11 protein-coding genes are annotated in these 12,786 nt (G+C 46.7%); 5 read left to right on the top strand and 6 right to left on the bottom strand.

The features are described from left to right. Positions 1-41 precede the first annotated feature (41 nt). A complete protein-coding gene (locus H5T88_00445) occupies positions 42-776 on the top strand; it encodes a metallophosphoesterase family protein (protein MBC7328805.1) in 735 nt (244 codons plus the stop codon). Here the strand turns inward: H5T88_00445 and H5T88_00440 are convergent. From H5T88_00440 to H5T88_00420, 5 genes are read right to left on the bottom strand one after another with little or no spacing between them, the layout of a single operon-like run. Next, complete coding sequence (locus H5T88_00440) at positions 759-1,127, bottom strand: zinc ribbon domain-containing protein (GenBank protein ID MBC7328804.1); 369 nt, start codon at positions 1,125-1,127, stop codon at positions 759-761. The genes H5T88_00445 and H5T88_00440 overlap by 18 nt on opposite strands. A 6-nt stretch (positions 1,128-1,133) precedes the next feature. Next, positions 1,134-3,155 carry an NAD-dependent DNA ligase LigA gene (gene ligA, locus H5T88_00435; GenBank protein ID MBC7328803.1) on the bottom strand — a complete coding sequence of 674 codons (2,022 nt, stop codon included), beginning with the start codon at positions 3,153-3,155 and terminating at the stop codon, positions 1,134-1,136. A gap of 39 nt (positions 3,156-3,194) precedes the next feature. Continuing rightward, positions 3,195-5,357, bottom strand: coding sequence for a UvrD-helicase domain-containing protein (locus tag H5T88_00430; protein MBC7328802.1), 2,163 nt, complete (start codon positions 5,355-5,357; stop codon positions 3,195-3,197). Beyond that, positions 5,354-6,274, bottom strand: a complete 921-nt coding sequence (locus H5T88_00425) for an AEC family transporter (protein MBC7328801.1) — start codon at positions 6,272-6,274, stop codon at positions 5,354-5,356. Before H5T88_00425 ends, H5T88_00430 begins: the two co-directional genes overlap by 4 nt. Beyond that, a complete protein-coding gene (locus tag H5T88_00420) occupies positions 6,274-7,923 on the bottom strand; it encodes a CTP synthase (GenBank protein MBC7328800.1) in 1,650 nt (549 codons plus the stop codon). Before H5T88_00420 ends, H5T88_00425 begins: the two co-directional genes overlap by 1 nt. Before the next feature lie 158 nt (positions 7,924-8,081). Here H5T88_00420 and arsB point away from each other — a divergent pair, with 158 nt between their 5' ends. Genes arsB through H5T88_00400 form a run of 4 tightly spaced genes read left to right on the top strand, consistent with a single transcriptional unit; the run spans position 8,082 to position 10,061 of the window. Beyond that, complete coding sequence (arsB, locus tag H5T88_00415) at positions 8,082-9,158, top strand: ACR3 family arsenite efflux transporter (protein ID MBC7328799.1); 1,077 nt, start codon at positions 8,082-8,084, stop codon at positions 9,156-9,158. Continuing rightward, positions 9,139-9,483, top strand: a complete 345-nt coding sequence (locus H5T88_00410; protein ID MBC7328798.1) for a helix-turn-helix transcriptional regulator — start codon at positions 9,139-9,141, stop codon at positions 9,481-9,483. The genes arsB and H5T88_00410 overlap by 20 nt, the downstream gene beginning before the upstream one ends. 4 nt (positions 9,484-9,487) lie before the next feature. Beyond that, positions 9,488-9,694 (top strand): 4Fe-4S binding protein, encoded by a 207-nt coding sequence (locus tag H5T88_00405; GenBank protein ID MBC7328797.1) that lies wholly within the window; start codon positions 9,488-9,490, stop codon positions 9,692-9,694. Between the two features lie 16 nt (positions 9,695-9,710). After that, positions 9,711-10,061: a heterodisulfide reductase subunit A-like protein gene (locus H5T88_00400; GenBank protein MBC7328796.1), complete on the top strand. Its 351-nt coding sequence runs from the start codon at positions 9,711-9,713 to the stop codon at positions 10,059-10,061. A gap of 8 nt (positions 10,062-10,069) precedes the next feature. On the opposite strand, the gene H5T88_00395 is transcribed toward H5T88_00400, so the two are convergent. Continuing rightward, positions 10,070-12,685: a hypothetical protein gene (locus H5T88_00395; GenBank protein MBC7328795.1), complete on the bottom strand. Its 2,616-nt coding sequence runs from the start codon at positions 12,683-12,685 to the stop codon at positions 10,070-10,072. Positions 12,686-12,786 lie beyond the last annotated feature (101 nt).

The raw sequence follows: 12,786 nt of genomic DNA, 5'->3' as shown, positions 1-12,786 counted from the left end.
GTTTTGTTGCCACAAGCTAAATCAGCATTCAAAATTATCTTATGCGATACGGCATAATCTCCGATATCCACAGCAATTTGCCTGCCTTAGAGGTTGTCCTCTCAAATCTCAAGAAGGAAGTGGATGCTTTCCTATGCCTGGGCGATATAGTTGGCTATGGTGCTCAGCCGAACGAGTGCTGTGAGGTAATAAAAGAACTCAAGCCAATCGCCGTGGCGGGAAATCACGACTGGGGAGCAGTGGAGAAAATCCCTTTACATCACTTCAATCCTTACGCTGAAGAAGCCATTCTTTGGACGAAGAATAACCTTAAAAGCGAGAATAGAGATTTTCTTTACTCCCTTCCTAAAACCCACATAGAGTCCCTCTTCACCATCGTTCACGGCTCCCTAAGAGAGCCAATTGAGGAATACCTCCTCTCCACTCCCCAGGCAAGGGACACTTTCTCTCTCTTAACGACCCCAATCCTCTTCTTCGGGCATACTCACATCCCAACTCTTTTCCTTCAAAGGGAAGGACAACTCTCGGTCTCGGCAATCATCCTTTCCAATGGAGCGAAGATAGAGATAAAAGAAGGTTTCCGCTACTTAATAAATCCCGGCTCCGTCGGTCAGCCGAGGGATAACATCCCTCTGGCAAGTGTGGGCATCTTTGATACATCAAAATTAGAGGTGGAGATAAAAAGATATGAATATCCAATAGAAGAGGCACAGAGGAGGATTATCTCCGCTGGTCTGCCTCTTATCCTCGCAGAGAGATTAAGCTTCGGTTGGTAGCTCCTCTCCTTCCTCCAAATCTCCTCCCTCTAAATCCTCTCCCCTCTCAACCGCTTCAATCAATTCCTCCACCTCCTCCCCTCCCTCGCCCATCTCCTTGCTTATCCTCCTCATAAAGGAAGCGACGCTCTTAGGGTCATTTTCATCAACACCCGAGAGAATACTCTCATCCGCGATGGATTCAATTATCTCGTCCTCATCTCTCAGGCGGGAAACCCTGGATATGACCTTCTTGAGCCTCTTCTCCTCCCCGCAAGTCGGACATTTAAGCGGACCCGGGTCGGCGACGACGCCAACTAAATAAGCAAACTTTCTTCGGCAATTCAAACAGAGATATTCATAAATAGGCAATTCCCATCACACCTCCACATATGGTCTTATCATCTCCAAGAACTCTTCCTCGTTTATCGTCTTTATCCCTAGCTCCAGCGCCCTTTGGTATTTAGAACCCGGGTTTTCTCCCACAACTACAAGGGTGGTGTTTCTACTGACGGAAGAAGAAGGAATACCACCCAATTTAGCTACTATCTCCTCAGCCCTGCTTCTCTCCATTGAGCGGAGAGCTCCCGTGAACACTATCCTCTGACCCGCAAGGGGCTTCTCCTCTGGCGCTTCCTCCTCTTCCACCCTAACTCCTGCCTTCTTCAATTTCTCTATCAACTCTCTATTGTGAGGCTCACGGAAGAACCTATATATGCTCTCCGCTACCACTGGACCTATGCCCGGAATGCTTGATATTTCCTCAAGGGTAGCGTTCATTAGACGCTCAAGGGAACCGAAGTGTTGAGCTAAGAGGCGGGCGGTGCTTTCTCCCACATGCCTTATCCCTAAGGCATAAATCAGGCGATGAAGCTCCGTCTTCTTTGATTTCTCAATGTTGCTAAGCAGCTTCCGCGCCAGCTTTTCTCCCATCCTCTCAAGCTTCAGAAGGTCCCATAGCTTGAGGTAGTAAAGGTCAGCGGCGTCCTTAATCAAACCCTCATCTACCAACTTATCCACCCACTCCTTTCCAAGCCCTTCTATGTTCATAGCGTCTCTAGAGGCGAAATGATATATCCTCTCCTTTACCTGAGCAGGGCAGGCATAGTTAATGCACCTGTAAGCAACCTCATCGGGGAACCTGACGACCTCGGAGCCACAAACTGGACAGGTCTTAGGCATCTGAAACTCTATCTCCTCACCAGTTCGCCTTGAAGTAACCACAGCGACAATTTCCGGGATAACTTCCCCTGCCCTCTGCACAACCACCCAATCCTTTATCTTAACGCCTAAGCGCTTTATTTCATCCTCATTATGAAGTGTAGCGCGAGAGATTGTCACTCCTCCCACCTCCACTGGCTTCAGCACAGCCACTGGCGTTAGGGTGCCGGTTCTTCCCACTTGAACTATTATATCCTCTACCTGCGTCACTCCTTGCTCCGCGGGGAACTTGAAGGCTATCGCCCAGCGAGGGCTGCGGGCAAGCGTCCCAAGTTCAGTTTGAAGCAAGAGGGAATTGACCTTTATAACTGTTCCATCTGTCTCATATGGTAGGCTATGGTGCTTCTCCGTCCACTCCCTGCAATACTCAATCGCTTCCTCTATACCATTGCAAAGACGGAAGTGGGGATTGACCTTAAAGCCCCAATCCCTAAGGGTCGTCAGTATCTCATATTGGGTCTTGAATTCGTATCCCTCGCAGTATCCGATGCCGTAGATGAATATATCAAGCTTCCTTTTGGCGGTAATGGACGAGTCCAGCTGCCTTACAGAACCTGCAGCTGCGTTGCGGGGATTGGCGAAAAGCGGCTCCCCTGACTCCGCCCTCTGCCTGTTCAGCTCCTCAAAATCCTTCTTGTGCATTATAACCTCGCCTCTCACCTCAATTATGGGAGGCGGATTGGGGATGTTTATCCTTAAGGGAATAGCACGGATTGTCTTTAAATTTGGAGTCACATCTTCCCCTTCAAAACCATCTCCTCTCGTCGCTCCGTGAGTGAGAATCCCGTTCTCATAGGTGAGGGAAACAGCCAACCCGTCCATCTTCAGCTCGGCGCAATATTCTATCTTCTCATCCTCGTTCATACCCAGAAAGCGCTTTATCCTCCTATCAAAGGCTATCAAATCCTCCTCGTTGAAGGCATTCTGTAGGGATAGCATGGGAACCCGGTGTCTATATGTGGGGAAGACCTCCAAAGGAGGTGCTCCAACTCTTTGAGTGGGGGAATCGGGAGTGACAAATTGGGGGAATTTCTCCTCAAGTTCCATTAGTTCCCGCATAAGGGCATCATATTCCGCATCGGATATCTCGGGTGAGTCCAGCACATAGTAGCGATAGTTATGATACTCTATGAGTCTTCTCAATTCTTCAATCCTCTTTTTGGCTTCCTCCTCTGTCATAAGCCATCGCCTCCTTATTAATATTTTTTATATTTTCCCTCAAATTTTTTGCAAGTTGGCAAAGCTCAAAAGAAGCCTTTTACTACCTAAGCCGGAGAAGAAAACCGTCACTATAGCATCATCTTCCGCTGGTTCGATTTGAAGTACTACTCCCTCACCAAACTCCATATGCTTCACCTTATCCCCAACTTTCAATTTCAATTTGACGCTCTCCCTCGGTGAGGCTTTCTCTATTATGCTCTCAGCCTGGGGATGGATAGAAGGATAATGGGAGGAAGTGGGAGCAACCTCCTCAAGCAACTCCTTCGGTATCTCCTGCAAAAAACGCGATGGCTTACCGCCTCCGTAAGCAGACCTATTCCAGGAACGAGAGAGGAAGAGCTTCTCTTTAGTGCGCGTCATCCCCACATATAGAAGCCTCCTCTCCTCCTCTATCTCCATCTCGCTCATTAGAGAGCGGGAATGGGGAAGCAAGCCCTCCTCAAGCCCAACGATGAAAACTATCGGAAACTCCAAACCCTTTGCGGAATGAAGCGTCATTAAAGTAACCGCATCAGGCGTCTGCTCATAGGTATCAACATCTGTCAAAAGGGCTACTCTCTCCAGAAGGGCAAGGATGTCAGCAGAGGGATTCTTATCCTCAAATTCCCTGGCAAATGATATGAACTCCTGTAGATTTTCCTTTCTCGTTGTTCCTTCAAGGGTTCCGTTGTCAATATATTTCAAATAACCCGTCCTCTCAAGCACCTCACGGATTAGATGAGAAGGAGGAAGGGAAAAGGATAATTCCCTCAACCCTTCAATGATATCAATGAAGTTCCTTAGACTTCTTAAAGTAACGGTGGGAAGAGTCTGACTTTCGACTAACATCTGGATAGCCTTATATAAGGATACTTCCTCTTCAAGGGCAAAAGCTTCAGCTTTGCCCAGGGTAACAGGACCTATTTTACGGGGAGGAACATCTATGATTCTCTTGAGGGAGAAGCTATCATCGGGATTCGTGATTACCTTCAGATATGCTACAACTTCCTTGATTTCCTTCCTTTCGAAGAACCGCAAGCCTCCAACTATCTTGTAGGGTATCCCAAAGGACATAAACATCTCCTCAAAAGACCTTGATTGAGCGTTGACCCGATAGAGGACGGCGAAATCTCCATATTTTCTCTTCTCCTTCTCCACCATCTCCCGTATCGTTTGAGCAACGAATTTCGCCTCCGCCTGCGGGCTCTCCGCTTCGTAAAAGCGTATCTTATCCCCTCCCTCCCTATCCGTCCAAAGCCTCTTCGCCTTCCTCATCTTGTTGTTCTTTATAACTGACCAAGCAGCGTCAAGGATGGTTTGGGGAGAACGATAGTTTCTCTCCAGCTTTATCACCTTCGCCTCGGGAAAATCATCCTCAAATTGGAGGAGAAGGCGAAAATCCGCACCTCTCCACCCATAAATTGATTGGTCGTCATCCCCTACAATAGAGATTTTCCTATGTTTATCTCCCAAAATCTTTATCAGCTCATACTGGGCATAATTAACATCCTGAAACTCATCAACCAATATATAATGAAACTTGTCCTGCCATTTCTCCCTTATATCCTCCCTCTCCCTCAAAAGCTTGACACAATATAGTATTAAATCGTCAAAATCCAAAGCCTTGCTCAGCTTCTTCTTGTCCTCGTAAAGCTTGTAAATAGTTGCAACTTTCTTCTCCAAAAAGCCAATTGCATTCTGTATGAACTCCCAAACCCCCATAAGATTCTCCTTAGCCCTTGATATCAAATTCAACACCATCTTCGGCTGATAATACTCGCTGTCAAGGGTGAGCTGGGATATAATCTCCTTTATTAGAGTTAGCTGGTCATCTTCGTCCAATATGACGAAATTTGAGGGAAGCCCAATTGCCTCGCCATCTATTCTCAGGATGCGAGCACATATTGAGTGAAAGGTCCCCATCCATATCTCCTCCCCTACCTCCCCCACCAAGCTGATTATGCGAGAACGCATCTCCTCCGCCGCTTTATTGGTGAAAGTAACAGCAAGTATGTTGCGTGGCGATACTCCCTGAGCGATGAGATATGCTACCTTATATGTAAGCACCTTCGTCTTCCCTGAACCAGCCCCCGCAAATATCACCAAGGGAGCTTCATTGAAGAGGACCGCTTCTCTTTGCTCTGGATTCAAATCCTTCAGAATTTCTTCCGCTTCCGTCATCGTGAAGATAACACCTGGCTCATAAATGGAATTGTAAAGATTGATGATAGAGTCGTCAAGAAAACTATTCCCGAGGCAAATTCGTGGTCGAGCTTGAACTGCTCCGAGAAAACAACAGTCATAAGAGCGGTTGGCATACAGGCTTGCATAATTAAGACCTGAAGAGGAAGTGAGGATAGACCTACCGGTAAAGAAAGAGAATATACGAGAAGGGGATGAAGGAAAAGCTTTAGGAGTGTGGCAATTGTTATAGGTAGCCAATTGTTTTTGAAATTGGAGGGGCGAAGGGAGATGCCTATAAAAAGCATTATGAGGGGAACCGTGGCATTACGAAGAAACTCCATTGAACGCCAAAGAGGATTGAGATAAGAAGGAATGGATTTTCCTATCAGGGGAAGAGCAACAATAGAAGCTATGAAAGGTGGGCTCTTCAATAGGGTGAGGAATCTGTTTTGCTCGCTCTCCGTTTTCCCATAATAGGTAGCAATGGCTATCCCCAATGTATTTAGGGGAAGCGCCATCCCAAACTGGTCTATAATCGCCGCCCAAGCTAAACCTTTGTTACCAAAAACTCCCTGAATAACGGGATAGCCGAGAAAACCGGTGTTAGCGAAGGATACAGCAAGGATAAATGTGCCTGTTGAAGAAGAAGGAAGTGAGAGCAGGCGAGCGATAATGTACCCTACTGCTCCAAGGAGCAGGGAGGAGAAAATGAAGATAATAGGGACGATAAAAGCCTCCTTTGTCAACTTCGCCCCTGCTAAGGCAAGGAGGATGAAACAGGGAAGGGTAACATAAAGAACGGTCTTGCTGAAAACCATGCCCTCCGCTGGTCCCCAAAAGCGGATAGCTTTCAAAAGATACCCCACTCCCGCCATCAGGAAGATGGAGAGGATTATCTCGTAGCAACAACTCATTAACCCTCTCCCACTTTCTCCTTCATCCCGATAAGTGGCGTGCTGTTCTTTGCAATTGCCTCTCTCACGAAGGCAACAAATAAAGGATGGGGAGCGGTAGGACGAGATTGAAATTCGGGATGGAATTGGGTGGCGATAAAGAAGGGATGAACTTCCTGGGGAAGCTCTATTATCTCCACAAGATTGTCATCAGGGGAGAGTCCGGAGATGACCATCCCTTTTTCCTGAAGGATTTCCCTATACTCGTTGTTCAGCTCGTATCTATGACGATGTCTCTCCCAGATTAGGTCCTGCCCATAACACCTTTGGGCGAGGGTTCCTTTAACAAGCTTGCAGGGATAGGCACCCAGACGCATCGTTCCACCTTTCTCCGATACCCCTCTTTGCTCGGGAAGGAGGTCAATCACGGGATAGGGTGTATCGGGATTGAACTCTGACGAATTCGCCTCCTTCAAACCACAGACATTCCTCGCAAACTCTATCACAGCGCATTGCATCCCGAGGCAAAGTCCAAGAAATGGAACCTTCCTCTCCCTTGCATATTGAATAGCCCTTATCTTCCCCTCTACTCCACGCACTCCGAATCCTCCCGCAACTAATATCCCTCCAACATCAAATAGATAATGCTGGGGGTCTTCCTCCTCCAAAACCGATGATTCAACCCACTCTATTTTCACCCTTGCCTTGTTCGCCGCTCCCCCGTGCACCAAAGCCTCAACTATACTGATATATGCATCTTTGAGATGCGTGTATTTGCCTACAAGAGCTATCTTAACTTCCCTTTCAGGGGATAAGAGCTTCTCCACTACCTCCTCCCATTCCTTTAAATCTGGCTCAACCTCTGGTAGATGAAGCCTCTTCAACACCTCCCTCGCCAATCCCTCTTTCTCCAATCTCAGAGGGATTTCATAAATGGTAGTTGTATCCAACCCCGTAATCACCGCCTCCTCATCCACGCTACAGTAAAGGGAAAGCTTCTTTTTCATCTCTGGTGTAAGGGGTAACTTTGAACGACAAACCAGTATATCCGGTTGGATTCCCATCTCTCTCAATCTAATAACGCTGTGTTGGGTCGGTTTTGTTTTAACCTCACCCCAAGGTCCCACATAAGCTATCAGCGTAACATGGATGTAGACGACATTCTCCGGTCCCGCATCATGACGCATCTGTCTTATCGCTTCAAGGAAATGCTGACCCTCTATATCTCCCACCGTCCCACCTATCTCCACGATAACGATATCCGCTCCCGTTTCCCTGGCAACTCCCCAAATTCTTGATTTTATCTCATCCGTTATATGAGGTATAACCTGCACGCAAGCCCCCAAATAATCTCCCCTTCTCTCCTTTCTTATAACCGCCTCATAGATTCCACCCGTGGTGAGATTTGAGGAGCGTGTCATATCAATTCCCGTGAAACGTTCGTAATGCCCGAGGTCCAAATCGGTTTCCGCGCCGTCCTTCGTCACGAAGACCTCTCCATGCTGGAAAGGATTCATCGTTCCTGCATCTACATTTATGTAGGGGTCTATCTTGAGGAGGGCTACCTTGAAGCCCCTCGCTTTCAGGAGCCTGCCCAAGGAGGCGCAGGTGATTCCTTTTCCGATGGAGGAGACGACCCCTCCTGTAACGAAGACGAATTTAGTAGGCATAAATAAATCACCCCTTTATGAGAAGATGGGAATTCTAAATCCATTATACCACTAATTGCTTGTTAATGGCAATTCCTCTTTTTAAAAAGTTGCCGAATAGGAAAATATATGTTATTATTAGAATAATTGAATATTCTGAAGGGAGGATAATAAGAATTATGAAGGCAGATGTAAGAAAATTAGGACTCTTGGATAGGTATTTAACTTTTTGGATATTCGCTCTTATGTTCGTAGGCGTTGCAATTGGCTATTTTCTCCCCAGCATTGCCGATTTCTGGGGCAGATTCCAAATTGGAACCACAAACATCCCAATAGCTATCGGCTTAATATTGATGATGTATCCACCCTTAGCAAAAGTGAAATATGAGGAATTGCCAAAGATTTTCAAAAACTATAAACTCCTTGCCCTTTCCCTCATCCAAAACTGGGTTGTTGGACCTTTTTTGATGTTCTTCTTGGCGATTCTCTTGCTCCCTGATAAGCCCGAAATGATGTTAGGAGTGATTTTGGTAGGACTTGCTCGTTGCATCGCGATGGTGCTTGTTTGGAATGATTTAGCAGGAGGGAATCCAGAATTAGCCGCAGGCTTAGTCGCTTTCAACGCCCTATTCCAAAGCCTCTTCTATTCAGTATATGCATATTTATTCCTCACAAAGTTTCCACCTCTCTTCGGCTTTAAAGGTACCCTCGTCAACATCTCCCTTGTTGAAGTTGCCAAGACCGTCCTCATATATCTGGGTATCCCCCTGGTCGCGGGTTTCCTTACCCGCTTGATATTGATGAAGATTAAATCAAAAGAATGGTATCACACGTTTTTCATTCCTAAAATCTCCCCAATTACACCCATAGCTTTGCTGTTCACTATATTTGTTATGTTTTCCCTAAAGGGAGAAAAAATCGTGGAACTCCCACTTGATGTTTTGAGAGTTGCCATTCCCTTTTCCCTTTACTTTGTTCTTATGTTTTTTGTAACTTTCTTCATTGCTAGGAAATTAGGCAATCCCTATGACCTAACAACCGCTGTATCTTTCAGTGCTGCCAGCAACGACTTTGAATTGGCAATCGCCGTAGCGGTAGCACTATTCGGCATACAATCTCCAACCGCCTTCGCCACCGTTATCGGACCACTTATAGAGGTTCCCGTTTTAATAAATCTCGTGAACATCGCCCTTAAATTAAAGGACAAATATTTCCCAAGAGAGGAGGTGATGGGCTTTGCTGAGAGCCACGAGTAAAGGAATACCGGCGGAAAAGCTCTTGCCCTCAATGGCGGATATGCTATCAGCTTTCTCCCACCCAATTAGACTAAAGCTCCTTTATCTTCTCTTAAAAAGCGAACTCTGCGTTTGTGAAATCGTAAGAGCCCTCAATCTTCCCCAAGCTCTTATCTCTCAACATCTCTCCGTCCTCAGAGCTCAAGGTCTTGTAAAATCAAAACGAGTCGGAAATAGAATCTCCTATTCTCTCAGCAGCGAAAAGATTCCACACCTTTTGAATTTAGCCGAGGAAATCGTCTCTCAACGATTGAAGGAAATATCTTCACTGATAGGAGGTGAATAGCTAAATGGCGCAAACTTGGTTTCCCGTGATTGACTACGAGAAGTGCATAGGTTGTTTCGCCTGTGCCAACTTCTGCCCTCACGGAGTTTTCAGCACCGATGGGGATAAGCCAGAAGTTGTGAATCCCCTCGCCTGCGTGGAGTTCTGCCGAGGATGCCAGAAGATATGCCCGCAAGAGGCTATCTCCTACTACGGCGATACGGAAAAATAGAAAGGAGGTGATTTAAATGGCAAAGAAAGGCGTTATCCTCTGCGTTTGTCAAGGCACCTGCCCTTCGTTCCAGCAAATGAACATCTTTGAGGTTCTCAATACATTAAGGCGTCAGAAGCTGGTGGATTTCGTTGCTCTTCATCCTCAGCTTTGCGCCTCCGACGGCGATGTCTTCTGGGAAGTTTTCCTGAAGGGTATGGACGATGTTGAGAAGCTCGTCGTCGCGGGTTGCGACCCCGATATGCAGAGGAAGTTGTTCAGGGAGGCCTTTGAAGCAACTAACTTCGACAAGAACAAGCATGTTGGTGTTGACATCCGCAATATGACGACGGAGCAGGCAATAGAGGCTATAAAGTCTGTTTTATAGCCTCAATTTCAGGGCGAAAGGGCAAGGGCTTTGCTCCTTGCCCTTTCGCTAAACCTACCCACTAAAAATCTCCTCTCATCTAACAGAATATCTATTAATCTCTTCAATCTCTCCTCTCCGAATTTCTCCGTTGGAGAAAAAGCAATACAATCTCCCCTCTTTATTGACGTTAAAATATCGTAAATCCCCTCGCAATCGCTGAACACAATCGTCCTCAGAGGAGAGGAATACTCCCCATAGGTTCCCGCAACAATAGGCTTCCCCATCTTTGCCTTGCCCATTAAATAAGCATCAAATTCCACTCCCTCAACATTACCACCAATTGCCATTCCACCCGCCTCATGTATAGCCAAAACGAGCTCCCTCACATCCTCGCTTGCCTTTATGCTCTCAATCGCTCCTAAACTCACAATTTCTCCAGAGGAAATAGAAAATGTCTCCCCAGGGATTACCGTTATCTTCCATCCCCTCTCGCTAACATCCCAAATTGCTTGCTTCGCTCCCACCCTTGTCCCTTTATCGGAGATGGCGATGAAATCGCTAAGGGAACCCATAGCGGTAAGGACGATTTGCTGGGGAGAAAGCTTTCCTGTAGAGAGATTCGTGAAAGCTTGGACATCCCCAACCAACATCTTCTTGTCCCTTAGATAATCAACCATATCCTGCAAAACTTCAACCGCGGGCGTCGTGCTTCCCTTCTCCTTCCCCACCAATATGAGCACATTCTTGCCCCAGATGTAGCGTGAGAGGATATAAGCTTCCTTATCCGGAGCCGGCATCTTGAAGTTCCCTATCAATTGCCGTAGAGCGGGCAGCCCGACGATCACTACATCCTTATAACGATTAACCTCCTCTAATCTTATCAATTTCCCTCCCAACTTCTGAACGAGGGATTGAGCAAGGGCAAGGGATTCCTTATCGTCCTTGCTTGCATAGAAGCCTGCTTCTGGAAAATTGAAGCCTATGGCTTTGGATATGTCCTCAACGAGTATATTGGGTTGCAGAGGAGGCATAAGGTCCTCTATTCTCCCGATTTGCTGGGAAGCAATTGCGGAATTTATGAGGTAAATGGCGACATCCTTGCTCAGCGCTTGTGCTAGCCATAGGTTGTTTCCTGCCTGAGCCAAAACCTCTCCCGAAGCAGTCGCCCAGCCCTGCCAGCCATTCCCTGAAATTTCCTCCGGTATCTGTAAATTCTCCCTCCATCTCGCTAAAATCTCGTCCCTTCGCCCTCCCAGCAGAGAGGAATCTGGATGAGTCCAAAGGGATATGGAAGCTATCGGCAAATTAGCGTAAACTAAAGTCAATCTTTCAAAAGAGCCACCTGTCTGCCATTTCTCAAATTCCCATAGATAAGAGAGTTCCTGGGAAGAAGGAAGGCGAAGGGTTGGAAACTTAAGCATGGCTGGGGATGCATAATCCCGCCTTATTAAAGCAGAACTTGCCTCAAATGTAGGGATGTAATCCCTGCTTTCCCAAAGGAAAATTCTCGCTAATATAACCGCATCCGGGTCGGGATTCTTCGTTTCCTCCACTTTCCTCTTCAAAACAGAAATAAAATCCAAAGCATGAGATTGCCATGCTGAACCCTGCAAAACCATAACAGCGTCCTGCCAACTTCTTACCTTCCTCGCCTCCTCCAAAGCCTTCCCCATCCTATCAACTTCCTTTTCCAAAGTAGAGATTTCCTTCTCTAAATCATACTTATTTACCTGTGTGCTAACCTCCATCACCCCTTCTGCAGTCTCCAGCTTAGCGGTTGCTATGTATGTCCCCTCCGGCTTCCCTCTCCCATCCCAATGGACGAACAGAGGATTGAAACCCGCCTTAACTTCTATATCCTGGTCTTTTTCAAGCAGTATCTCGCTATCCTTCTTAAAGACGAATTCTAACCTCCCTCTAACATCCGAACTGCTAAGCAACCAAAGGGGGATGTCCATCTCTTCATCGCCTATGAAGATGGGTGTGGGCGCGAAAATGATAGCGGTTTGGTAGGGCGGAGCAGGCTGAGCTGCCAGGATTACATCACCAAACTGAGCCCCTTCCCTTGCTATTCCCATTCCCTCCTTCCACCCCTCAGACCAGGCGATATACCCTCTATATCCAGAGATGTCAGTATCATTGAGCACTGCATTGAACTTGAAGGAAAGCCCCTCAGCTGGCGTCAGCTCCAATAGGCTCCAGGGAATGGAGATTTCAAACTGATAGGAACCGTTGAGGGATTTGACAGCGAAGGGTGGGCTCTCGGGGAGAAAAGTTCGGTCTTTAAATGTGTAAAGCTTCTTCTCAATAGCGGAATAGGTGAGCTCAAGAGAGGGAGCGAGATAAATTTGCAGGCTTTCCTGCCAAGGTTCGGCGTTTTGAGCAAGTATATCATCCAAGACCTCCCCGGAAACATAAAGGAAATCCTTGTCCCAAGAAAGCCAAATCTTGGCTCCCGCATCTTGAGGACCCCTCCACAGGTAATTGGGGATTGAACCTTGGACAAGGAAGATAAAGGGCTTATCCAGATATTCCGACAAATCCCCATCTATCGTGGCTGGCTTTTCCATCAGCCAGGCGGAATATTTCGGCTGTGAGAAAGCCACAGCAAGAAAGAACAAAAGCGGAAACAATCTTCTCATTCATATACCCCCTTGAAGATTTTTCTCTATTTTAACTCTTCTAAATGATTATGTGAAGATGAATTTAAAAAGATATCGGAATTAATAGGAGTGGAAGCGGC

This window comes from bacterium (genome assembly GCA_014360495.1).
Taxonomy (GTDB): domain Bacteria; phylum Armatimonadota; class JACIXR01; order JACIXR01; family JACIXR01; genus JACIXR01.
This window is presented reverse-complemented; position numbering and strand designations above follow the sequence as displayed.